The organism is Janthinobacterium sp. EB271-G4-7A (genome assembly GCF_020858075.1).
GTDB classification, from domain to species: domain Bacteria; phylum Pseudomonadota; class Gammaproteobacteria; order Burkholderiales; family Burkholderiaceae_D; genus Janthinobacterium; species Janthinobacterium lividum.
In genome coordinates, this window is record NZ_JACYMI010000001.1 from 3,348,912 (window position 1) to 3,372,037 (window position 23,126).

Genomic DNA, 23,126 nt, shown 5'->3' on the forward strand with positions numbered 1-23,126 from the left:
ATGCGCGTATCCCGGATCGTTCTCTTCCTCGGCATGGCGCTGGCCGCCATGTCCGCTTCAGCGCAAGCGCCCATCTCGGTACCCACGGCCGCCACGCCGCAACCAGGCCAGGTGCTGGCCGCTGGCACCGTGCCTGACGAAGCGAGCAAGGCCGCCGTGCTGGCGCGCCTGCGCGAACTGTACGGCGCCGACAAGGTGGTCGACCAGATCGCCGTCGGCCAGGTGGTGCTGCCTGCCAACTGGAACGCCTATGTGCAAAAGCTGCTGTCGCCCAACCTCAAGCAGATCAGCCGCGGCCAGCTGAAAATCGACGGCAGCGTCGTCAGCGTGCGCGGGGAAGTGGCCAACGAGGCGCAGCGGCAAAAAATCGCCAGCGATATCGCCACCAGCCTCAATCCCACCTACAGCGTCAACAATGGCCTGCGCGTGTCGGCCAGCGAACAGGGCGTACTCGACACCACCCTGGCCAACCGCACCATCGAGTTTGAAAGCGGCAAGGCCACCTTGACGCCATCGGGCCGCGCCATCCTCGATGAAATGGCGGCAGCCATGCAAAAGCTGGCTGGCCGCAAGGTCGAAATCATCGGCCATACCGATAACCAGGGCTTGCGCGCCAGTAACCAGAGCCTGAGCCAGGCGCGGGCCGAGGCCGTCAAATTCTACCTGGCATCGAAAGGCATCCACGGCGACCTGCTGACGGCGTCGGGCCAGGGCTCCGACCGGCCGATCGCCAGCAATGACACGGTGGACGGGCGCGCCCGCAACCGGCGCATTGAATTTCGCATGGCGCAATAATCATCCATCAGGGGACCACATGTTTTCAGCCGAACAATTATTACTTCCAATTAGCAATGAACAGCCGGCAGGCGTGGACCTGGCGTTTTCGCCCGAACTCGACGCCATTACCCTGGCGCGCAAGTTCGACGACCCCACGCTCGACCAGGGCGAATGGGTCGCCGACCTGAAAGAGGCCGACTGGGACTTCGTCGTGCGTAGCTGCGCCGGCCTGCTCGCCGGCAGCAGCAAGGATCTGCGCCTGGCCGTCTGGCTGACGGAAGCGGGCACCAAGCGCCACCACCTGCGCGGCATGGCCGAAGGCTTGCTGGTGCTGGCGGGGCTGTGCGAAAAATTCTGGGACCGGGGCCTGTTCCCGGAAGCCGAGGATGGCGACCAGGAACAGCGCATCGGCAACCTCAGCTGGATACTCTCGCGCATTCCTGCGCTGCTGCGCGAGGTGCCCGTCACGGGCGGCCCGGGCGGCGCCTTTTCCACCATCGATTTCGAGACGGCGCGGCGCCAGGCCGCCCCGGGTGATTCCGCCAGACAGCATGAGGGCGTCAAGTTGTCCGACATGGAAGCGGCGCGGCGCAACAACTCGGCCGCCTTCTGCGCCAGCTTCGCCGTCGACGCGCAAGATTGCCTGGAAGCGCTGCGCAAGCTTGAAAGAGTCGTCGACGCCCGGCTGGGCAACGACAGCCCGGCCTTCTCCACGGCGCGGGAAGCCGTCGAAGCGATGCTGCGCGTGATGCCATCCAGTGCCGGCGCGGCGCCAGCCGTGCCTGTCGCAGCGGCGGGCGGCACGGCCGTTGTAGAAAGCACCATGGCGCCGGCCCTGCCAGCGATCCCGGCCGGCCCGCCCGGCGCCATCGCCACCCGCGCGCAGGCGATCGAGCAACTGCGCGCCGTGGCGCAATTCTTCCGCCGCAGCGAGCCGCACAGCCCCGTCTCCTATTTTGCCGACAAGGCCGCCAATGCGGCCGACCAGGATTTGCACAGCTGGCTGCGCTCGGTGGTCAAGGATCCCCATTCGCTCGCGCATATCGAAGAACTGCTGGGCGTGCAACCGCCCGGCAATGGCTAAGCGGATGCCCCCTCCCCCTTGGCGGCGCATCTGCCGTCGCCGAGGGTGTTCTGCCTGCCTCGGTCTTATTTCGCTTTTTCCCGCTCTTCCTCGCGCCAGCGCTTTTCCAGCTGCGCCTTCCACTCGGCCTCTGCCTTCGCATATTTCAAGATGACCTTTTTTTCGGCCTGATAATAAAGCCGGGCTTCCTGGCTGGCTTGCTGCATGGCGTTTTTCGCGGTCTTGACTGCGCGGTCCAATTTTTTTTCCGCCTCCACCCCGGCATCATGCACGCCGTGACCGGCGCGGGTGGCGCCATCGACGATCATCCGGCTCGTTTCCCTGTACGTTGCCACCGCCTGCCGCTCCAGCCGTTTTTCGGCCTCGGCCACCGCCTTCGCGGTCGCGGCAACCTTTCTGCGCGCTGCCCGGTAAGTGCTGACCGTATAGCCATACAGCTTCTGGAAGTAGGTCACGGCCGCGTCGCCTGCTGCCTTGACGGCCTTCAAAGATTCATTGGCGATATTCGACATGTTCGAATAATCATCGCTTTGCACGAAAACGTTGCGGAAGCGGCCATAGCCGCCGGTCAGCCATACCGGTTCGTGCTTGCCCAGGATGCGAAAGCCGGCGCGCGAATCGTGCACATAATCTTCAAACAGCGTGACGCAGCCGGCCGGCGGCTGCGCGCCTTCCGTCATGATTTTCAAAAATCGCTCTTCCCAGTCGCTTAACGGGTCTTTCCCGTCTTCGACAAACAGCATGCCAGCCGGGCTGACGCGATTCAGGACCGTCTTGGCACGTTCATTGAGCCACCCCGCCACGGTTGCGTTGGCCTTCTTTCGTTCGCGCCAGGAGCGCAAATATATCCCCAGATCGGTGTCGGCCTCCAGCAAGTCTTTCTGGCCCGGCTTATCCGACTCCTTGAAAAAACGCTTGCTCTTCAATTGCGTTTTTCCCTGCGCGTGCAACATGCCGCGCCAGCGCAGATATTGTTTTGTATGCGCCTCGGTAAAGGTCTTCACGTCCGCGCCCTTGATGCCGTTATGGGTCAGCCAGTTGTTATAGGAGGCGATCAGTCTTGGGTCAGTGGCAAAGGAAAGCAATAGCAAACTGTGCCTGGCCTCTTTCATCTCATTCAGGGTGCGCAAGGGCACACCGGCTTTCAGGGCGGCGAAATGCATGTCGATCAAGGGAATCTGCGACAGATGCGGCGAAGGCCCCCAGCCCGGCATGGAACGGCCCTGCTCGCCAGGGTAATATCCCCCACCTACGTCAGAATGCATGCCGGGGTAACCAACATTGCCCCGTCCCGTTGCCGATTCCAACGGAAAACTGGCGCGCTGTTCATGCAAAGCGATGAAATGCGTGCACTCTTCAACTACGGGATGAATGCTCTGGGTTCCATTTCCCCAGGCCATATGCCCGAAGGTCACCGGCGTTACGTCACCGACGCCAACGGCGGCGACGGTATCAAAAATTCCCAGGAAGCCTATGCGTATGGGGACGCCTGCCAGCTCAAATGCGCCGGTTTCCCGTTCGAACACCTGATGCAGCCAGTGCGCGCTGGCGCGCGCTTCGGCCGCGCCACGAGAAAAACCGAAGATGGATACGTTGATTTGCTTGAGCTTGCGCTGATGATTTTTGACGACACGCGCCAGTTTTTCTTCAAGCGACGTCAGCATTGTCCAACGCTGCACGCCTTCCAACCCAAGCAGCATTTGCGAACTCATCAAATTAACCAGCAGCCTTTGCTCGTCCCGACCTAGCATAGGTGTACCTGTCAAATAACGGTGCACTGCATTGAGCAATGAAGTGATACCCCAATTGATACGATCGGCACCCATGTAACCGAAGCCACCACCCGCATTATCAGTTAATGCCTCGACCGTATCGCCAATCTCCTTGAACGGCGTACCAACACCTGGCATATATGCACGAAAGAATCCATTTTTTTCTTCATCAAGATGTGCATCCCAAAGCCGGGCAACATTGCTGTGCTTGTTTCTTTGCCTTTGTGTCAAGTTCTTGGGATTGACTAGCGGATCTTTCTGCTTCCAATCATGATTATTTCCACTGCCATCATAAAACAGTCCGATATAAATCTGCCCCTGACATTCTGTTTTATGAGGCGACCTGACGCAAGCCATCGCCTTGGCACGCTGTGACGATTCTTTGGGAGTGAGCCTGCGTCGCCCATCGAGAGGAGCTTTTCTTCCTGTATAAACAATAGACATTTTTACAAAATCCCTGAATTATTTATAATTTCTATTCCCATATTATTTCTAGTGGAACGCCAGGCTCCAGTTCCGCCTCCTTGCCAGAAAGTGGATATTTTCGATGTCCCAACGAGTATTTAGTTACAAAAACCTTTAAGCTGCCATCGTGAAGAAAATGAACGACAAACCTGCCGGCATCGGACGAATTGTAACGAGGTACAGAGACAGTCTTTTCCACTCGAATCGGCTTACCATTTTTTAATATTTGCATAGATATCGTCGCTTTCATGCCAGGCTTCCATACTGAAGGAATTGAAAGACAGCAAGTTTCCCCGCCCCCCCCTTCGCCAGGAGCCAGGTAGCCAGCCTCTACTGAAGTTCCATCTGCCAGTGTCACAATATAACTTCCGACGCCGCTCTCAGTATGGTTATATGCCGTCAAACTCACGCTAGTTTTCATTGATTCCTTGCTACAAGCAATATTTGAAAATGCCATAAAAATACATAAAAATACATTGAGTAAATTTTTCGGCATTACTTTTTTTATCATGTGATCTCCTGAAATTCGCCGGCCAAATAAATCTTGTGATTCAAATTACATGAAATCAATTTCAAGAATCATTATCCCTTTGGCTCATACGACTCCCACAACGGTGGCCCCGCTTCCCAAACGGTTTTCGGCAAGGCTTGCAGCGCGTCGTAAAAAGCATCGAGCGATGCGGGTGGGTTTTTCATGAATGCAATAAACAAGGGCTGTTCCATGGCCTTGCCGGAGGTATATAGCGCCAGCAAGACGTACTGCGTTTGCCGGTCGAGGTCATCGATCCCGGCATCGAGCGCCCTCTGCTGGTATTTCGCGACAAAGGCGTTCAGCACGCGCGGCGGCGTGTCATTGGTTTCATCGGTGATCACGCGCCGCAAATGGCTGACCAGGTTGGCGGTGTCGGCCGGTTTCAGCTTGGCGTGCTTCTCCGTGCTTGACGCTTGCGGCCCGGCTTTTACCGTTGTCTGCGCCACGACGTTGCCGCAAGCAAACGCCAAGGCCAAACTCAGGCACAGCGCCGGCAGCCGGTCAAGCTTCAACTTGTATGCCCCATAAAGGTGGGCCGGCTTCCCATACGTCGTCGGACAAGGCTTGCATGGCTTCATAAAAACTTTCGATAGAGGTGGGTGGATCTTGCATCAGGGCGATGAAATCGGGATGTTCAATGCCTGCGCCGGACGTATACAGGGCCAGCAACAGGTATTGCGTCTGGCGGTCCAGGTCGTCGATGCCGGCGGCCAGCGCGCGCTGCTGGTAGCGGGCAACGAACTCGTACAGCAGCCGGGGCGGGGTATCACTGGTTTCGTCCGTGATCACCCGCCGCAAATGACTGATCAGCGTATCGGCGTCGCCGGCATCGACCAGCATGCCGTATTGCGCATCGTCAAGATGGATGAGCGGTGAGTCCATGAGCGCAGCGTCCGGTGCAGCACCGGCAGTATCGACCTCCAGCAGGACGGCAACGTCGCCAAAACGGTTGATATACTGCAAGCTCAACAGTCCCGCCACGAACTGCTCGCGCTGCAGCGGCTCCAGGCAGGCCAGCCAGACGGGCAGGATGCGCGTGTCATACCAGCGCAGCATCATCTGCTGCTCGTCGCTCAGGCCGACGGCGTGAAACTGGCGCAAATGCCGCGCCAGTTCGGGCAAGGGCCATGGACTTTCCATCCAGCTCAGGCAAGGCGCGCCATAACCGAGCTTTTCGGCCCAGTCGCAGACTTTTTCCAGCATGGCCGGCGCAAGGCCGGACAGCCGTATCAGCAGGGGCGCGATCTCGGGCAGGCTCGCTTCGTGGGTTTCCTCGAACAGCGACGCATATGGCACTTTCCAGCGCTGCAGCGCCAGGTGGCTGTTTTCGGCTTGCGCACTGTCGAGCAGCAGATAAGGCAGGCGTTGCCGCTCAAGACTGGCCCGGACCCAGTGGTGCAATGCCGAAACGCTGTCGGGCGTCACCGCAGCACTCCCGCTGCGCCCTGTTGCATGGCGCTCAAAATGCAGCTTTTACACGTGCTCGATGGCAGCGGCGGCATCACATACGGTGCGCGCGTGGGCCCGATGAAGCTTTTCTTGCCGGCAAATACGGTGATCTTGCCAGGACACTGGATGATGATGTTCCCGCCCTCGATGGTGATGTTGGCCCCGCCCGCCGTCGACAGGCGGATGCTTTTCGCCGCCGCCCAGTCGACATGCGCGTTGGCGCTAACGATATTGACCTCTTCGCGCGCCTGGACTTGGAGCAGGTCGGCCTGCGCCTGCGCGTCGATGATGCCCTGGGCGGCGATCAGCTGCACCCCGGCATCCCCCTCCCCGGCCTTGACGGCGCCGCCCAACATGCCGATGGCCTGGCCCGTGTGCAGGCGCCACTGGCCGCCGCTGCTCCATTGCGTGTCCTGCCCGCTCATCAGGACGACGCTCTCGCCATTGGCCAGTTGCAGGTCCTGCCCGGCGATCAGGCCCAAGTCAGCCTTGGCGGCAATCGCGATGATGGCGTCCTTGGTGTGCGGCAACTGTTCATACATGCCCGCCACGCTGGCCTGCATGGCTTTCAGGGGCGCCGCCTGCTCGTCGAGTTCGCTGGCATTCGGTGCGGTGACGCCCACATGGCTGGCGTAGGCGACCGTTTCATGCGTCTTGGCGGCAGCACTGAAGGTGTCGCCCAGCATCACTGCCTGCTTCAATAGCGCGATGCCGCCGGCATTGTCGCCGGCCGGATCGCGTTGCGCGGCCTCGTGCTTGAGCACATAACTGGTGATCAGCAAGCCCGCCCTGGCGCGCACCGCGCCATACGCATCGGTGCGCAGCTCGGCGCCGGCGCCGCGCAGGCTGCCACGGTAATTGTCGGCACCGTGGATCAGATGGCCCAGGCTCAGCTCGCTGGCCGCATGGCTGCTTTTCAGCTGCACCCGGCCCTGGCTGTCGGTGTCGTCGAACAGCAACTGGTTGTAACCGGCCATGCCGCCCGCCTTGCCGAACTCCTTGCTGCGGATGCCCCATTGCGCGCTGGCATTCCGATGCGCCGCGCTGGCGCCTGCGGCGCCATGCCACAGCGGACTGTTGCCGCCCGCCAGATTGCCCTGGCCCGCTACCGCGTGATCGTGGGCCGGCTGGAACACGCCAGCGTCGCCTGGCTCGCGCGTACCACCGCCCGGCGTGGCTACGGTGCCGCCCTCGCCCTGTCCGTTGTACAGCGCGCCGATGATGACGGGCCGGTCGATATCGTTTTCCAGGAATTGCACCAGCACTTCCTGGCCGATGCGCGGCAGGAACTGGCTGCCCATGCCGCCGCCGGCCGCGCGCTGCGCCACGCGCACCCAGCAGGTCGCGCCCGTCTCCTGCTGCCAGTGGAAGCGGATGCGCACCCGGCCCAGCCTGTCGCAGTAAATTTCATCGGCGCCGCTGGCCACGTCATTGCCATCGGCGCCGACGACGATGGCGCTCTGGCTGCCCAGGGCGATCGGCGTGGCGTGCTGGCGCGCATCGTTGCTGTCATGCACCGGACGCCACGGGGTGCTTGCGGTGATCATCTCGATGCAGTTGGCGTAACCGCTGGTTTGCGCCTGGGCGATCGCGGCGGCGACATCGGGAAATCCTGCGCCCCACTCCGCCACGGTTTCTTCCAGCAATTCCGGTATCGGGCCGAACAGTTCCGCCAATCCCTCCAGGGCCGGCGCCGGCAGGTTGTTGACGCCGATGCTGGCCACGCGCAGCACGACATATTCGGACGCGGCACCATCGGCCTGCGGTAACGGTCCCTGCGTCAGGGTAAAGCGCGTGCCGGCGCGCAGGGTGCGCACGGTCGAACGCGCCTGCCACAGCTGGGCGCGCGCCTCGTGGGCCTGCATCTGCAACTGCGCGTAGCGCTGCGCCTGGGCGGCGCTGGCGTACCAGTACTGGCCCGGTGTGTCGTAGCTTTCCAGCACCGGCGCGTTCTTGCCGCCAAGCGCGATGTTGGCCGGCACGCTGGCAGCCACGGCCTTTTTCGCCTTGTAGTCATAGCTGAGCACGCTGCTCAGGCCCACCTGCAGGCTGCGCCGCGCGCTCAAGGCCTGCACGCTGTCGCTAGGCTCGCCGACGCGCGCGCCATGAAAGCGCAGCCCGCCCGCCTGCGCGCTGCTGGCGTCTTCGGGCGTGGCGCAAGCCTGGCTGCTATCGGCGAACAGGACCAGAGTGTGCGCCTCGAAGCGCCAGGCGATGCCCTCTTCCGTCAGCAGCCGGCGCACGAAATCGAAATCCGATTCGCGGTACTGGCAGCAATAGCTGCGTTCGCCCACGTCCTGCATGAAAGATGCGACCTCGTCGCTCCAGCGCCACAGCGCATATGGCGCATACGCCTGCAATACCTCGTCGACGATGGCCGTCACGCTCCGATCTTGCCAGACGCGGCTGTTACGCACTTGCGTCAGCAGAAACAACCAAGGCGTGATGCGCAGGCGGTAGCGCGCCAGGCCGCCATTGCTGCCCAGCATGGCCGCTTCGCTGACATAGCCGGAAAACTGCGTGCGCGTGCCGTCCGCCAGGCTGATATGCAGGCTGGCAGGCTGGCCCAGCAGGGACGCCAGCGCAACATGGGCGCTGGTGGACAAGGCGATGACGTCGCGCGCGCCGACCTCCTGCAGCCGTTCGTCGGCGGCAAAGGCTTCGACCAGCAAGCTGCCGTTCGCGTCCTCGCCGATGATCAATTCGTACAGCCGCGTGGCGCTCGTGAAAGCGGCCAGTGCGTCAGCAATCTTGTCGGTCGAGGTGGATGACATGCGATTCCCGTCAGTCGTTTACCACGATTTGCATATTTTGCATATTTTGCAATTATTGTAGCGAGGAATGTATATCGCAGGAGCGCGATTGAAACCATTGCATGTGCACCCTTGCCGCTCAGGCGGGCATTACCACGACGCCAGCGCACTGTCCGCCTGTGGTGCCGAGCGCCAGCACCGGTTTTTCACTGGCCAGTTCTACCGCCAGCGCAAGATGGACCAGATCGGTTGCAGCGCCAAAACTGCCTGCCGACTCCATGGGGCTCATCCGCTGTTCCAGCGGGTCGAGACCGGGCAGCAGCTGCAACATGGCGGCCACCACGGCCATGCTTGCCTGCGGGCGGTGATCGGCATCGCTGACAACATGGGCGATATCGGCGGCGTCCATGCCCGACGCCATGAGCGCGGCGGACATCACGCCATGCACGGCGGCGTGTGTCGCGGCACCCTGCGCGGTGCTGACCGGTCCCAGTATTGCGGCATGCGCCCACCCCTGCTCCGGCGCCCTGTCCGGGTTCCACAGCACGATGCCGCCCGCGCCTTCGGCAGGAATGAAGCCCTGCGGCGCACTGGCGGCAAACACCTGTCCCAGCGCCAAGGCAGGCGCGAGTTCTTCGGGGTCCAGCAAGCTGTCGGCGCCGACGATGATGGCGCAAACGGCAGGCTGGCGAATGCCGTGCTGCAGGGCCGACAGCACGGTGAAAAGACGGGCTTCGCCGGCCGCCATCGGCTGCAAGACATAGGGCATGTCACGCCAGGCCGAATGCTGCCATGCCCGTGCAAAGACTGCGCCCTGCGCCGCGCCGCCGGATATCGCATCGGGCGCCAGCCAATACACGCTCACCGGGCCATCGATGCGGCGAACCAGGCTGCCCTGCTGCGCATGCAGGTCGTCAAGGATGGCGGCGAGCAGGGTCATCACGCGCGGGACACGCAGACGCGTGTCTGCGGCATGCCCCATCGCACCGAGGTCGAGGGGATCGACGATACCGGCATGGGCCGGGTAGCCGGACGGGTGCAGGATGGCCTTGTCAGGCTTGAAGACTTGCTTGCGCGCCTTGCTGCCTTCGGCCGTTTCGGTCACGGCACCATGGGGCGTCAGCGCGCTCCAGGCACCGATATGCAGGCGCACCAGGGGAATCGGCGGCGCCGGCGGTTCCTGCGGCAGCTCCTGCGCCGGCGCCGGAATCGCCGTGCTGGCAGGCAAAGACGGCACGGGTCCTGGGGTTGCCAGAAATTGCAGGCCTGTCCAGCCCAGAAAGGCCAGCAGCACGGGCGGTGCGCAGAGCATCAGTATCGCGCCCCCACCTGACAAATCCAGGCGCGATGGCGCCACGCTTGCCAGCAGAGCAATCCAGGCAATGCCGACAATTGCCAGCACAAGTATCCACAAGATTATCCTGAACACCAGCCGGCGGCGCGGACGGTGTACGGACGGTGCTTGCGGCAAGGAAATATCGCTCATGATCCGCCTACCCTATCGTGGCCACGGGCAGGCTGGCGATCAGCGCGCAGCCGCAAGCGCTTTTATGCCCATGCAGCGCCACCTTGCGTCCGCCGATACTGAATACGGTACTGCCCTCGATGATCGGATTGCTGCCATGGCCCGGCAATGGACAAGCGACCATGTCGCCCACCCTGGCGATGCCGATGCCGCGGATCGTATGCACGGGAGAGGCGCTTGCCACGACGCCGCCGTGGGTCGTCTTGTCGCCGAGCCGGATGATTGCGAGCGCCATGTCAGAATCCCAGCTGATTGCGCCGGAAGGCACTCCAGCCATCTTCAATCGCTTTTACCTGCGTATCGACGCCGTCGCTGATCGCCTTGGCCGCCTTGCTGGCGCCGCCCTGCACCTTGCGGGCGGCCTCAGTGGCCATGTCCCGGGCCTGGCTGGCGCCGCTCTGTACCTTGCGCCCGGCTTCGGTGGCCATGTCCTTGGCCTGGTTGACGCCGCTTTGCACCTTGCGCCCGGCCTCTGCCGCCAGCTCCTGGGTTGCGTCCACCACCTCACCGGCCTTTTTCTGCACGGCCGTCGCGGCATCGGTGATTTCTTTCTTGACGACGTTGACCGAGGTAATGACCATCTGCTGGCCGCGCTTCACGGCAGCGATGACGACCTGCTTGCCGCTCTGATACACCTCTACCGTATAGGTGACGCCAGCACGCACGGTATCGACGACAAATTTTTCACCCACCTTGTACGTATGCGTGGCCACCCGCTTGCCGCCTTCCCAGGTTTCCACCACCACGCCCTCGGCCCGGTGATACACCTTGATCACGCCCTTCTTGATGGCAGTGACGGTATCGTCCAGCCAGTCCAAGCCTTGCGCCAGCACATTGCGCGACGATTCTGTCATGCCGCGCGGACGGAAATAACTGAACGGCTCCACGCCGCCCATGAAGCCGGCCTTGGAATCATGCACTGCGGATTTGATGAAATTGAGTACGGGATCGGATGCCGTCGCTTGCCAGGCATCGAGCCGCCACTTTTCCGGGCGTACGATCATGCTGTACTTCATGCCGATGACCTGCAGCGTTGCTGCCGATACCGTGGGCAGAATATGCGACACGGCAAATTCTTTTGCTTTGGCGGCATCCAGCAACAACTCGGCTTCACGCGCAATGCCGGGATGACCTTTTTTGCTGCCACCTGCGCTCTCGGCTTCAATCAGGTCCGGCGTCTTGATTTTTCGCTTGGTCATGGTGCCCCATGTGGAATACAGGGCTTTCATGTGGGCCGTAACAGCTTGCTCCACGGTGGCGGGAGCACCAATTGCTGCCATGTATTGCTTGTAAGACGCTTCGACTTCAGGCTTAAACTCAAAACGTTCTTCAAAAATTACCTTACTAGACTTATGGATATCGTCATAATCGACCAACCGTACACCGCTCTTTACTGCCTCGCGCATCATGTCGCGCATCGGAATACGCGCATAGCTATTCAAAATATTCTGGTTTTTCGGTTCGTACCCTCCCCCAACATCGGAATGGGCTCCCGGATACACTGTTTCAGTCCAACCAGACTTGAGCGCCCCATTCTTCCGGATCAGATCGACTGGAAACGAAAAACGCAACTCATGCGCCGCTACATAGTGCACGCAACGCTCGACCGCATGCGGTACTACCAGATTCTTTTCATTAAAGGGCGTATCGACGTTCAGCGCTGGCAAGCCAAACGAGGCAACCGTATCGAACAATCCCATAAAGTTGAAGCGTATGGGTACTCCCTTGTAACGCAGCAAGCCATCTTTTCCAGTGGTGCATGCTTTCAGCATGTCGTTGCTGAAAGCCCTGGCCAATGCTGCGCCGCGTGAAAAGCCAAAGATAGAAAGATTAATGATTGTAATCAGGCCATGTGCCTCGATCGCGGCAGCGAGACCATTGATATTGGCTGGCTTCCCCTTTTCTCTATAGGCCTTTAATGGGATGTTCAGCTTGGCAGCATTTTGCATAAGGACGACACGCAAACCTTCATCAACGTTAGTTTGCCCAAACTCGGTTCGGCGTGTTCCGCCAGCACCAAGCCCACGTCCGGCGGCTTCCGAATCTTCCACCCTCCTCAGCTTCTCGTCCATCCAGTCTGTCGCTGTACCATTAAAACGCGTCCCGACCCCAGCGATATAAATAGCGTAATTTGGAAAATTACCCCCCAGAAGAAATTGAGCCGACTGCCACAGCCGCGCCGGATTCGACCAACGCCGGAGGTCTTTATCCGCGTCTCTATTATTTCCAGTTCCATCAAAGTAGATACTGATATTTACAGTATCCGCGCAATTCTGTTTCGCACTGGGTTCTACGCCGGCAACATCACGGTTGCATGCCCGCGCCGCAAGCAATTTATCTCCTTCGGCCATATTATTTCTTCCTGTTAGCAAGAATTTTTTGACCTCTGGCTGTTTGTTCTGGTATGGAGTCCGCAAAGGTGAACTCGACCGTATCATCGGGATAAAGATGTATACCGAGATAACGCGTTCCCGGGGATATCTGCTCCGGCGAAATGACGAGTTGGTTCTTTGGGGTCACCACCTCGCCATTGCGCGGTGTACCCTCTGGCCCATCCAATCTCCATCGCAATGTTTGAATTCCAAACGGAATGTAAACATCGGTAATAGTGCCCGTGCGCCCGTACCTATTCATCACGCCCAAGCCGGTGCCGTTAAAAGAAATATCAATAATGATTCGATCAATATAAGAGAACACTTCTACATGCAGCGCTGTTTCTTTTTGCATTTTTTTCTTTCCTTGTCCACAAGCCGCAAGCGGCATCATCAAACCCAAACCTATCAAGCCGATGGCACTCCGCCGGCCTGATAGCAATGGTCGTGATTTATGAATAACCATATCTCGTTCGTCGCCTGTCATGATGTTATGCCCTTATGCTGTGTGTGTGACCAAGTGTGCTGCTAGCTATCATTTCAACGCAGCCTTGCGCCGGTTTTCACCGCAGCGATATCACGGCTGCAGGTGCGGACACCTACCGCCCTGTTTCGTGTATCGGCTTGCCTAGATAGAGAACATCTACACTTTAAGCCGATTTCTTTTCGCAAGGCCTGACTGCGTCCACCAGCGAGATTGCCAGCCCAGTGCAATCACCATGTTGGCGTGACGCCTGCTTGGCGACGAAAGTGCCAATTTTTGAGTTGCCGCATTTCTTCCATCCTTTTCACGCATGTTATTTCTTCCTCGCCGCCAGAATTTTCTCGCCTCGGGCTGTTCGTTCAGGTATGGAGTCCACAAAGGTGAGCTCGACTGTATCATCGGGATAAAGATGTATGCCGAGATAACGCGTTCCCGGCGGTATCTGCTCCGGCGAAATCACAAGTTGATTCTTCGGAGTCATACGCTCGCCATTGCGTGGCGTTCCTTTTGGCCCGCCCAAAGTCCATTTCAATGCCTGAATCCCGAACGGAATATAAACATCAGTAATGGTCCCAGTGCCACCATACCTGTTCATCACGCCCAGGCCGGTGCCGTTAAAAGAAATGTCGGTAATGACCCGATCAACGTAGGAGAACACTTCTACATTCAATGCTGTTTCTTTTTGCACTCTCTGGCCGTACGCCGCCAGCGGCAGTAGCAAACCGCACGCCATCAATCCGAGCGCCAGCCGCCGGCCTGACTTCGTTGCTTCCTGTTCCCAGATGCTCATGGAAACTGGTCCATGGCAGCTTCAAAGCTGATATCGCCGGCCTTGACCTGCGCCAGCAGTGACGCAATGACCGGGTTGGTCTGGAGCTTGTCGCCGTAGATCAGGGCGGCGCAGGTGTAGTTAAGAATGTCGCGCATGCCGGACAGCTTCAGTTTGCGCGCGGCCAACAGGTGTTTTTGCACGAGGCGGTAGTGTTGCGCGGGTGGAATATCCATCAGCAGCTGCGGCTGGTTTTCCTGCAGCATCGACAAGAGCTGGTCCGGCATGCCCGCTTCCACCAGCATGTCGACCTGCACCTGGGCCAGCTTGAGCGGCAAGGTCACCCGGTGGGGAGGCAGGCCATGGTCGTTTTCCCCTGGCAGCACCTGCTGGGGATGGCCATCGCGGTCCCAGTACCACCATGCTACTATGCCTTGCAGCAGACGCTCGCGCTGGGAAACGGTCAGCGCCTGCACCCCCACGTGCAAAGTCAGGTCGCTTTTCTGTCCCGTCAGGGTGCCCAGGATGGCCGGGTCCCAGAAGGCAAAAATCATGTCGGTGCCGTCCGGCAGCAATATCTCGGTAAACGCCGCCAGGCTTTCCCACAGCGTGTCAAAATCATCAGTACTTGCAAGCAGCGTAAAGCTGGCAGGATGGCTGGCGGCGCCTTGCACGATGTCCGGCCACGCTTCGGTATCGGCAGCCAGTGGCGACAACGCCACCAGATGGGGCGCGTACGCTTCCGTATCGGACCCGAGCGCCGCCGGCAGCAGGCACTTGCTGTGCATGCTGATCTGCTCTTTTTCAAAGTGCGCCAGCAGCGTGCCGTCCTGCGCCTGGTCGACAATGGCATAACAGCTCAGTTCACGATTGTCGAACGCGCTTGCCAGGTTTGCTGCAAACGAAGCCTGATCCAGAGGCAAAAAATTCATCGTTGAGATCCTTTGTTGACGAAGGCGGTACGCTGTTTTGCGCGCTTTTTCAGGCATTCCAGGCAGACTTCCTTGGGCAGCACCGGCAGCGCATACGGCATCGTCTTGGGGCCTGGCATCGAGAAGTCGGCGTTATGGCTAATGCGCTGGCCACTCGTCATATCGGTAATGCCCGCGCCGTTGATCCTGATGGCCGAGCCATCGGCACCGAGGATGATTTCCTTCTTGGCAAAAATTTCAATGCGGTCCGTGGCTGACAGCAGGCGCAATACCTTTTCGGCGATGATGTCGATGTCGCCGCCGTGCGCCTGGATCTCGACCTTTCCTTTCGAGGCGAACAGCTTGATGCCCGCGTTGTATGCAAACAGGCTGATCTTTTCCTTGACGCTGGCGATCAGGCTTTTACCGACAGCCAGGTTGGTATCCTCGCCCGAAGACATCGTGAGCTGTTCACCGCTGTGCAGGTGCGTGCTCTTCGGCGTGGCGAGGCCGATGCCGGCCGGCGACGCCGCCAGCAGTACCGGCTCGGCGAAGCGGTTGGCGCCCTGCTGGCCGGCGCCGTCGTATTGCGCCTGGGTCGCGTCGATGAATTGCTGGAACGCCTGCTGCCCCGGCAGCGCCTCGGCACTGGACTTTTCCGCCACGTCCGACAGGTTTTGCGCCAGCTCGTGCGCCTGCGTCAGCTGATCGTACGCCTCGCGCACGTCGAGCTGGGAGCCGCGCCCGCCGGGCCGGCCGTAGGTGCTGATGTACAGTCCCTTTTGCGCGGTGATGGCGCCATACGCATCCGAATTGAGGGCGAAGCCGGAACCGAAAAAGCCGTCGCGCTGATTGCCCTGCTGCCCCACCAGATAGCCCAGGTTGAGCTGCGCATGGGTATTGCTGCTGTACAGCTGCACCCGGTTCTGCTCGGTGTTGTCGTCCATCACCAGCTGGTTGAAGCCCGCGCCCTTGTACTCTTTCGATTTGTAGCCCGACATGCGCCCATCGGTATGCCACTGCGGCGCTTGTTCGCCGTTGTAGATGCGGCCCGTAATAATGGGCCGGTCCACGTCCCCGTCGAGGAAGGTGATGATCACTTCCTGGCCAACGCGCGGCACATGCACGGCGCCATAGCCCTCGCCGGCATTCGGATAGCTCACGCGCACCCAGCACGAGGCCTTTTCATCGCCGGGATTGAGGCGGTCCCAATGGAAGCGCACCTTCACGCGGTTCAGGGTATCGGTATGGATTTCCTCGCCGGCCGGGCCGACCACGGTGGCCGTCTGCGGATGCATGGCCGGCTTGGCGTGCACGAAGGCACTGCGGTATTCCACGCTGCGGCGCTGCACTTCGAAGCGGTTGAAGCAGTGGCCGGTGCGCTCATCGCCGGTACCGGTCGGGGCCAGGTCGGCGCGGTTCAAGCCCGCTTCTTCCTTGAACTGCTGCAGCCGGCCTTTCAGGCTGCCCGAAAAATCCTGTTGCATGCTGGACAGCGGCAGGTTGTTTTCGATCGCCCATTCCACGCCCAGCACGACGAACTGGCGCTCCTCGGCCGCCTCTTCGGCATGGGCCGGATGGTCGAGCAGCGTAAACCAGCAGCCCACCGGCAGCCGGCGCACGCCCGAAGTGCCAAAAAACCGCTTGATGCGCGATTCCCACTCCTGCACCCGGAGGCGCGATTGTTGCGCGCCATGCTCGGTGTCGGCGCTGCTGTAGGCGCCCGTATATTCGTAAACCTCGAGCTGCGACGGAATGCTGCCGTGCCCGGGCAAGATCTGCACGGCATCCTGGTGATTGCTGCGGGGCGCCTTGTAATCATAGGTACGGGTCGCCAGCTGGCTGTTCGACAGCGTGCGGGCGCCGCCCCACTGGACGATCTTGTCCAGTTCCTCGGTGCCAGCTGCGCGGTGAAAGGCAATCTGCCCGGGCTGCAGCGGCTTGAGCGATTGCACCGAATCGGTGATGATCCACTGATGGCCGCTGCCATCGGCCGCCTGTTCGACATAGCCGTACCAGCCTTCGCTTTTCAGCATGCGCATGACGAATTGCCAGTCCGTCTCGTATTGCGTGCAATACGAGCGCTGGCGCACCGCCTGGTTCAGGTCGAACCTGAACTTGCCCTGGCATTGCGGATGGCCGCCCAGCACGTCGGCGATGATGTCGTCGGCGCCCTTGTTCTGCCAGATGCGCGCATCCTTGCGGAACTTGAGGAAGTGCAGGCAGCTGGCAAAAGCGATCTGGTAGGCCGACAGCTGCCCATCGCTGTCCAGCTTCCTGGCCGTATGCACGTAACCGTGGATGGGGCTGTAACTGGCGTCGGGCTGCAGTACCCACAAGGTCACTTCCTGGGCGATCAGCTGCTTGAGTTCCACCGCATCGTCGAGCGACAGCAGATCGACGACATAGTCGTATCCCTCGCTCACGCAGTCGACCGCATGGACGCGCTGCGCCAGCAAGACATCGGCGCCCAGCGGCGTGTCCAGCTTGAGCAGCCGGGCGTGCTGTCCGATCCCTGCAAACAGATTGTCTGTTCCCTGCTCCGGATTAGCCATGCATGTCCATTCCCTTGAGTGACGCTGCGCCTGCCGGCGCAGCCATGTTGCTTCGCGTACGCATGCTTACTTGATGGTGTACTTGAACTGCCCCTGCTTGCTGGCACTGACCTTGATTTTCGTGATCGCTGCGCCTTCGGCCATTTTGGCCAGCACCGACTCGGCGATCTCGGGCAGCACGGTGCCGTTGAGGATATTGTCGACGTTGCGCGCGCCCGAATCGACTTCGGTGCAGCGCGCCAGCACTGCCTCGACCAGCGCCTCGTCGTGGCTGAATTCGGCCTTGTGATTGGCCGCGATGCGCTGGGCGATCTTGCCCAGTTTCAGGCCGATGATATTGACCAGCACATCGTCCGAGATCGGATAGAACGGAATCACTTTCAAGCGCCCCAGGAAGGCCGGCTTGAAGGTTTTCACCAGTTGCGGGCGGATCTTTTCCTCCAGCTGTTCCGGCGTCGGCAGGTCAGCCGCCGCCACATTCAGGCAGGCCTGCATCAGGATGCCCGAACCGACGTTCGAGGTCAGGATGATGATGGTGTTTTTAAAGTCGATCTCGCGCCCTTCGGCATCCTCCATCACGCCCTTGTCAAAGACCTGGAAGAACAGTTCGAGCACGTCCGGGTGAGCTTTTTCCACTTCGTCGAGCAGCACCACGCTGTACGGGTTGCGCCGCACGGCCTCGGTCAGCACGCCGCCTTCGCCATAACCGACATAGCCGGGCGGCGAGCCTTTCAGGCCCGATACGCTGTGCGCTTCCTGGTATTCGCTCATGTTGATGGTGATCAGCTTGCGTTCGCCGCCATACAGCACGTCGGCCAGCGCCAACGCCGTTTCCGTCTTGCCCACGCCGGACGGGCCGACGAACAGGAACACGCCCTTCGGCTTGTTCGGGTCGTCCAGGTTGGCGCGCGAGGTGCGCACGCGCTGCGCCACCGCCTCGATCGCATGCGACTGGCCCAGTACGCGCTCTTCCAGCATATCCTTCAGCTTGAGCACCGTGCGGATTTCATCCTTGACCATCTTGCCGAGCGGGATGCCGGTCCAGCCGGCGACGATTTCCGCCACCACGTGGCCGTCGACCTGCACCGGCACCATCGGCGTTTCGCCCTGCAGCGCGCGCAGGTCCTTCAGCAAGGCCTGCAGGTCGCCAGCCTGGCTGGCGTCCGGTTTCGCACCGGCGTTTTCCAGCTCCTGCCGCGCCGCCTTGACCTTCCCGGTCAGGGTCTTTTCGTTTTCCCAGCGCGCGGCCAGCGTCGCATGCTCGCCGGCGGCCGTGCTGCGCTGCGCGCGCAAGTCCTTCAGGCGCACCGGGTGGTTCCCGCCGCTCTTTTCCTCGCGCTCGAGCGCGGCGACTTCGGCGTCGATGCGGTCAAGCTTTTTGACCAGGTTTTCCAGCAGGGCCGGCGTGGCGTTCTGGCCCAGCGCCACCTTGGCGCAGGCGGTATCGAGCACGCTGATGGCCTTGTCGGGCAGCTGGCGGCCCATGATGTAGCGGTGCGACAGCCGTACCGCTTCGGTGATGGCTTCGTCGTAGATGCGCACATTGAAATGCTTTTCCATCAGCGGCGCCATGCCGCGCAACATGGCGCAGGCCAGTTCCTCGCTCGGCTCCTCGATCTTGACGACCTGGAAGCGGCGCGCCAGCGCGGCGTCCTTTTCAAAATACTTCTTGTACTCGCCCCAGGTGGTGGCAGCGATCGTGCGCAGCTCGCCGCGCGCCAAGGCCGGCTTGAGCAGGTTGGCCGCATCGTTCTGGCCGGCCGTGCCGCCGGCGCCGATCATGGTGTGCGCTTCGTCGATGAACAGGATGATGGCGTGCGGGCTTTTCTTGACTTCGTCGATGACGTTTTTCAGGCGGTTCTCGAACTCGCCCCTGACGCTGGCGCCAGCCTGCAGCAGGCCCATGTCCAGCGTATGGATCTCGACGCCCTTCAACACATCGGGCACGTCGTCCTGCGCGATGCGCAGCGCCAGCCCTTCGACCACGGCCGTCTTGCCCACGCCCGCCTCGCCCGTCAGGATGGGATTGTTCTGGCGGCGGCGCATCAGGATATCGATCGCCTGGCGGATCTCGGCATCGCGCCCGATCACCGGATCGACCTTGCCGTCGCGCGCGCGCGCCGTCAGGTTGGTGGTGAACTGGTCCAGCGCCGGGGTTTTCGACGCGGCCGCGCGCCCTTCCAGTTCGCCGACCGGATCGCCGCCCTCCCCCGCCTCGCCATCGGCAGCCGGGGCGCCTGCCGCTTCCTGCGAGCCTTGCGTGATCTTGTCGAGGTTGTGCTTCAGGTCGTCGAGCTTGAATTTGTTGAACAGTTTCGAGCCGCGGTAAGCCAGCTGCGCCAGCTCCGGGTCGGTCAGCAGCGCCTGCAGCAGATGGGCGCTGCGGATGCTGGCCTGGCGGCCGGCCTGCACGTCGAGCGACGCGATCAGCCAGGCATTTTCAAACAGCTTCGGCAGCCTGGGCGAAAACACGGGGGTGCGCGCATTGCCGGTCTGCAGGCGCGCCACCTCGGCCTGCAGGTCCGCTTCGAGCATGCTGACGCTGATGCCGCTGTGGCGGGCGATCAGCGCAAAGTCGCTGGCCGGCTGTTCCAGCAGGGCCAGGAACAGGTGTTCCAGGTCGACCTCGTATTGTCCGAGGCCGACGCAGATGCCGGCGGCGCGGGTGGCGGCGGTGCGGCTGGTGTCATTGAGCTTGCTGATCAGCGTCTTGAGGTTGATGCTCATGGGGCAAAGGTCCTTGTGTGGAAACGGATAAAAAAGGGAAAATAATTCATGCCAGCGTATGCAGTTCATAGCGCACGTCGCCACGGTCCTGCGCGGCGCCGGAGGTGATCAGGAAGCTGTCCCAGCCCAGCCGCCCGCCGCTGCGCGGCTGCTCCAGCGTGACGCCATGCACATCGTCGGCGCGCAACACCAGCTGCACTTCGTATTCGAGGCACAGGCCGGTAAACATGGTGAGCATTTTTTCCAGCGCGCGCGCCGCCGCGCCGCCCGGCAGAAAAGCGTCGAAATGCACGCGCGCCAGCGGTCCGACCACCAGCCGCATGCGCAAGTCGCGCTGCCAGACGCGCGCGCCGACCAGCGCGGTCGAACCCAGCATGGCATTCATGCCGCCCAGGCTGCTTTGCTGGTCGGGCGGCACGTCGTACCAGCAGCCGACAAACTGGGTCACCTTGATGGTCTGGCCGAAATAGGCCGACAATACCTGGCCGATCGCCACCGCCGATGGCGGCCGGTGCCGCATGGCGGCCGCAAAGAACCCCACCGACTCGTCGAGGACGCCATTGCCATCGTCGTACAGGCGCTGGCGCAGCGACGCATGGCCCAGTCCCGCCAGCGACAGCAGCAGCGGCAGGAACTTGTCCCTGCCATCGAGCTGGTACTTGAGTTCCAGGCGGTACTTGCGCCACGCTTCGTAGAACAGCGCCAGCGCCCGGCTGGAAAAGGTGTCGAGAAAGGCGCGCGGTCCTTCGTCCTTTTCGTACAATTGGTGCGCGGCGATGCGTTCGGTATAGTGGGCCGGCAGCGCGCCGGCCACGCCGAGAAAGCCCATGAAGGCAGGCGTGATGCGGACGTATTTCAGTTCGCCGCCCCGCACGGCCTCGCCCAGCGCGCGCATGTCGGCCGCCAGGGCGCCCAGCTCGCGCGGTTCCGCCTGCACCGCTTCAAGCTGGCTGGGCGCAAAATTGAGCGACACCGAATTTTGAAAGCGCAGGTAGTTGGCCACCGCGCCCTCGCGCGCCATGCCGTTGCGAACCAGCCAGAGTTCGAGCATGCGCACCGCCTGGAAGTACTGGAAGCGGTAAGGCTCGGCGAACAGGCGCTCTATTACACTAGGCTCAAATCGCCGCTGCGTGGTTTGCATCGCAACAACTCCTCTCCCGATTTTTTCGACAGTACCACCAGTTGGGTAAAACTGTTGGCATGCACGTACAGGCCGAGAAAACACTCGACGATATGGGCAAACGCATGGATGCCGCTGCCCACAAACGCTTCCTCGTCGAGCGTCAGCCGCACTTCCAGGCCGCGCACCAGGCAGGCGAAGGGATTGCCGGGCAGCCAGGCGTTGGCCGCCTTGTGGTCGATCGCCGCAATGCCGCTGATCTGCCGTTGCGAGGTCGCCGAGCGGGGCAAGTCATACAGGGTCAGCATTTCCTGGAACGCTTCCAGGCCGCTGCCCGACAGCGACAGATGGTTCAGCGACAGGTGCGAGATCAGGCGCCAGTGCGCGCCGCGCCCCCGCTCGAAGCGGTGCGATTCCGTCGGCTTGCGCAGGAAGTGGATGCTGCGCACGCTCGATCCGCCTTCCAGGAACAGGTCGCCGCCGCGCAGGCCATAGGTCAGTTGCGCCGGCAGGTCGCGGTTGGTGCAGCTCAGCTCCAGGCTGAGGGTATCGGTTTCAATCGCGGCCGGATCGAAATCGATGTCGACGATGGAAATCTCGGTCTCGTAACCGGGGCTTTTCTCGCTGACGGTGTCATCGCGCCGCATTACCCAGTAATGGCCATCCCTGGCCGGCATCTGGCCGTGGCGCAGCGAATAGAACGGGCGAAATTCCGTGATCGACTCCCCTTGCGGCGTCTGGCGCACCAGCTTGACCGATTCGATGGCCTGCACCTCGAAGGCGTAGGCGCGGCGCGCATCGGCCAGCACCGGATAGCTGGCGGCCGTATGCGTCAGCCGGATCGGCTCGCCGCGCAGGCGGAACAGGTTGACCACCGGCGTGCAGCCCAGCAGCAGGTTATTCGTCGACATGGTGCCCAGCATGCGCGCCGTATTTGAATCCGTGCGCAGCCCGGCCAGGGCCAGGTGCAAGGTGATGCGCCGGCAGCCGGACGGCAGCGGCGCGCACAGCGCGGCCAGGTCGATGTCGAAAAAATTAAATTTTTCGGGAAAACAGAAGTATTCGGTCAGCAGCCGGTAGGCCGGATGCGAACGGGCTGAAAACGGGATCAGCGCATCGTCCTCGGCATAGCCGGCGGCGCTGACAGGGATCTGCGCCAGCGCGCTCCAGCGTCCGCTATCGTCCGCTTCCACATAGGCCTTGAGCGTGCGCATGAACAGCGCGTCGCGCAGCGCCGCGCAAAACGAAGGCTCGCCGTCGATGAACACGCGCAGCTTTTTGACACCCAGTTGCGCCAGACTGATCTGATCGGCGGTCGCTTCGATGACGATGCTGACGCTGGAGGTGGCGTTTGGCGGCAGTTGCACCTGCTCGGGCGCGTCGATGATGGCGGCAAACGCCGCATGCGTCAGCGCCAGCGGCGCCACGGTGACCGGATACGCGGTGCGGAAGGTGCACGCGACGCCCTTGACGGGGCGCGTCGCCAGTTCGGTGCCGCGCGCAATCTCGGTGGCGGCCGTCAGCTGCGCCGCCGCGCCGCTGTAGTCGAGACGGGCGATCGAGCACGAAGGAAACGGCCGCAGGTAATGCGGATACAGCACCTCGAACAGCGCCTCGGTGAATTCAGGGTAATCGTCATCGAGGCGTTTCGAGATGCGCGAATTGAGCAGCGCGAAGGACTGGATCATGCGCTCGATATGCGGGTCTTCGCAGACTTCGCCGCCGATCAGCAGCCGTCCCGCGATCTTCGGGTAGCGCTCGGAAAACTCGCGCGAATAGCGGCGCAGGAAACCCAGTTCACGTTCGTAATACGGCAATAATTCTTCCAAGT

The 23,126-nt window shown here is 61.5% G+C and carries 17 protein-coding genes; 2 read left to right on the forward strand and 15 right to left on the reverse strand.

The features are described from left to right. Window positions 1–795: an OmpA family protein gene (locus IGS58_RS15020; protein WP_070256532.1), complete on the forward strand. Its 795-nt coding sequence runs from the start codon at window positions 1–3 to the stop codon at window positions 793–795. 19 nt (window positions 796–814) lie between these two features. Beyond that, the gene (tssA, locus tag IGS58_RS15025) at window positions 815–1,861 is read left to right on the forward strand and encodes a type VI secretion system protein TssA (RefSeq protein WP_230521915.1); all 1,047 of its coding nucleotides are present in this window, start codon (window positions 815–817) and stop codon (window positions 1,859–1,861) included. Between the two features lie 65 nt (window positions 1,862–1,926). Here tssA and IGS58_RS15030 read toward each other — a convergent pair whose 3' ends face one another. From IGS58_RS15030 to tssF, 15 genes are all read right to left on the reverse strand, one after another. Beyond that, window positions 1,927–4,077, reverse strand: a complete 2,151-nt coding sequence (locus tag IGS58_RS15030) for a phospholipase effector Tle1 domain-containing protein (RefSeq protein WP_230521916.1) — start codon at window positions 4,075–4,077, stop codon at window positions 1,927–1,929. A 31-nt stretch (window positions 4,078–4,108) separates the two neighbouring features. Then, complete coding sequence (locus IGS58_RS15035; RefSeq protein WP_230521917.1) at window positions 4,109–4,609, reverse strand: DUF3304 domain-containing protein; 501 nt, start codon at window positions 4,607–4,609, stop codon at window positions 4,109–4,111. 71 nt (window positions 4,610–4,680) lie between these two features. Beyond that, the gene (locus tag IGS58_RS15040; protein ID WP_139144466.1) at window positions 4,681–5,076 is read right to left on the reverse strand and encodes a hypothetical protein; all 396 of its coding nucleotides are present in this window, start codon (window positions 5,074–5,076) and stop codon (window positions 4,681–4,683) included. 55 nt (window positions 5,077–5,131) lie between these two features. Continuing rightward, window positions 5,132–6,055: a DUF4123 domain-containing protein gene (locus tag IGS58_RS15045; RefSeq protein ID WP_230521918.1), complete on the reverse strand. Its 924-nt coding sequence runs from the start codon at window positions 6,053–6,055 to the stop codon at window positions 5,132–5,134. Further along, the gene (locus IGS58_RS15050; RefSeq protein ID WP_230521919.1) at window positions 6,052–8,853 is read right to left on the reverse strand and encodes a type VI secretion system Vgr family protein; all 2,802 of its coding nucleotides are present in this window, start codon (window positions 8,851–8,853) and stop codon (window positions 6,052–6,054) included. Before IGS58_RS15050 ends, IGS58_RS15045 begins: the two co-directional genes overlap by 4 nt. Window positions 8,854–8,971: 118 nt before the next feature. After that, window positions 8,972–10,318 carry a hypothetical protein gene (locus IGS58_RS15055; protein WP_230521920.1) on the reverse strand — a complete coding sequence of 449 codons (1,347 nt, stop codon included), beginning with the start codon at window positions 10,316–10,318 and terminating at the stop codon, window positions 8,972–8,974. Window positions 10,319–10,325: 7 nt separating this feature from the next. Continuing rightward, window positions 10,326–10,592 carry a PAAR domain-containing protein gene (locus IGS58_RS15060; protein ID WP_230521921.1) on the reverse strand — a complete coding sequence of 89 codons (267 nt, stop codon included), beginning with the start codon at window positions 10,590–10,592 and terminating at the stop codon, window positions 10,326–10,328. Between the two features lies 1 nt (window position 10,593). Continuing rightward, window positions 10,594–12,708 carry a phospholipase effector Tle1 domain-containing protein gene (locus IGS58_RS15065; RefSeq protein WP_230521922.1) on the reverse strand — a complete coding sequence of 705 codons (2,115 nt, stop codon included), beginning with the start codon at window positions 12,706–12,708 and terminating at the stop codon, window positions 10,594–10,596. A gap of 1 nt (window position 12,709) precedes the next feature. Continuing rightward, complete coding sequence (locus tag IGS58_RS15070; RefSeq protein ID WP_139144173.1) at window positions 12,710–13,216, reverse strand: hypothetical protein; 507 nt, start codon at window positions 13,214–13,216, stop codon at window positions 12,710–12,712. Between the two features lie 310 nt (window positions 13,217–13,526). Further along, window positions 13,527–14,003, reverse strand: a complete 477-nt coding sequence (locus IGS58_RS15075) for a hypothetical protein (RefSeq protein WP_230521923.1) — start codon at window positions 14,001–14,003, stop codon at window positions 13,527–13,529. After that, window positions 14,000–14,914 carry a DUF4123 domain-containing protein gene (locus tag IGS58_RS15080; protein WP_230521924.1) on the reverse strand — a complete coding sequence of 305 codons (915 nt, stop codon included), beginning with the start codon at window positions 14,912–14,914 and terminating at the stop codon, window positions 14,000–14,002. The genes IGS58_RS15075 and IGS58_RS15080 overlap by 4 nt, the downstream gene beginning before the upstream one ends. Further along, on the reverse strand, window positions 14,911–17,448 hold the full coding sequence (locus IGS58_RS15085; RefSeq protein WP_230521925.1) for a type VI secretion system Vgr family protein: 2,538 nt from the start codon (window positions 17,446–17,448) through the stop codon (window positions 14,911–14,913). The genes IGS58_RS15080 and IGS58_RS15085 overlap by 4 nt, the downstream gene beginning before the upstream one ends. Window positions 17,449–17,514: 66 nt before the next feature. Then, the gene (gene tssH / locus IGS58_RS15090; RefSeq protein WP_230521926.1) at window positions 17,515–20,175 is read right to left on the reverse strand and encodes a type VI secretion system ATPase TssH; all 2,661 of its coding nucleotides are present in this window, start codon (window positions 20,173–20,175) and stop codon (window positions 17,515–17,517) included. A gap of 46 nt (window positions 20,176–20,221) precedes the next feature. Further along, window positions 20,222–21,316, reverse strand: coding sequence for a type VI secretion system baseplate subunit TssG (gene tssG, locus IGS58_RS15095; RefSeq protein WP_230521927.1), 1,095 nt, complete (start codon window positions 21,314–21,316; stop codon window positions 20,222–20,224). Continuing rightward, window positions 21,280–23,124, reverse strand: a complete 1,845-nt coding sequence (gene tssF, locus IGS58_RS15100) for a type VI secretion system baseplate subunit TssF (protein WP_230521928.1) — start codon at window positions 23,122–23,124, stop codon at window positions 21,280–21,282. The genes tssG and tssF overlap by 37 nt, the downstream gene beginning before the upstream one ends. Window positions 23,125–23,126: the final 2 nt, after the last annotated feature.

What these genes read in the sequence shown, in the direction of transcription:
- IGS58_RS15020 (WP_070256532.1), top strand. Translation starts at nt 1, where the DNA reads ATGCGCGTATCCCGGATCGTTCTCTTCCTCGGCATGGCGCTGGCCGCC.
- tssA (WP_230521915.1), top strand. Translation starts at nt 815, where the DNA reads ATGTTTTCAGCCGAACAATTATTACTTCCAATTAGCAATGAACAGCCG.
- IGS58_RS15030 (WP_230521916.1), bottom strand. Translation starts at nt 4,077, where the DNA reads ATGTCTATTGTTTATACAGGAAGAAAAGCTCCTCTCGATGGGCGACGC.
- IGS58_RS15035 (WP_230521917.1), bottom strand. Translation starts at nt 4,609, where the DNA reads ATGATAAAAAAAGTAATGCCGAAAAATTTACTCAATGTATTTTTATGT.
- IGS58_RS15050 (WP_230521919.1), bottom strand. Translation starts at nt 8,853, where the DNA reads ATGTCATCCACCTCGACCGACAAGATTGCTGACGCACTGGCCGCTTTC.
- IGS58_RS15055 (WP_230521920.1), bottom strand. Translation starts at nt 10,318, where the DNA reads ATGAGCGATATTTCCTTGCCGCAAGCACCGTCCGTACACCGTCCGCGC.
- IGS58_RS15060 (WP_230521921.1), bottom strand. Translation starts at nt 10,592, where the DNA reads ATGGCGCTCGCAATCATCCGGCTCGGCGACAAGACGACCCACGGCGGC.
- IGS58_RS15065 (WP_230521922.1), bottom strand. Translation starts at nt 12,708, where the DNA reads ATGGCCGAAGGAGATAAATTGCTTGCGGCGCGGGCATGCAACCGTGAT.
- IGS58_RS15070 (WP_139144173.1), bottom strand. Translation starts at nt 13,216, where the DNA reads ATGACAGGCGACGAACGAGATATGGTTATTCATAAATCACGACCATTG.
- IGS58_RS15075 (WP_230521923.1), bottom strand. Translation starts at nt 14,003, where the DNA reads ATGAGCATCTGGGAACAGGAAGCAACGAAGTCAGGCCGGCGGCTGGCG.
- IGS58_RS15080 (WP_230521924.1), bottom strand. Translation starts at nt 14,914, where the DNA reads ATGAATTTTTTGCCTCTGGATCAGGCTTCGTTTGCAGCAAACCTGGCA.
- IGS58_RS15085 (WP_230521925.1), bottom strand. Translation starts at nt 17,448, where the DNA reads ATGGCTAATCCGGAGCAGGGAACAGACAATCTGTTTGCAGGGATCGGA.
- tssH (WP_230521926.1), bottom strand. Translation starts at nt 20,175, where the DNA reads ATGAGCATCAACCTCAAGACGCTGATCAGCAAGCTCAATGACACCAGC.
- tssG (WP_230521927.1), bottom strand. Translation starts at nt 21,316, where the DNA reads ATGCAAACCACGCAGCGGCGATTTGAGCCTAGTGTAATAGAGCGCCTG.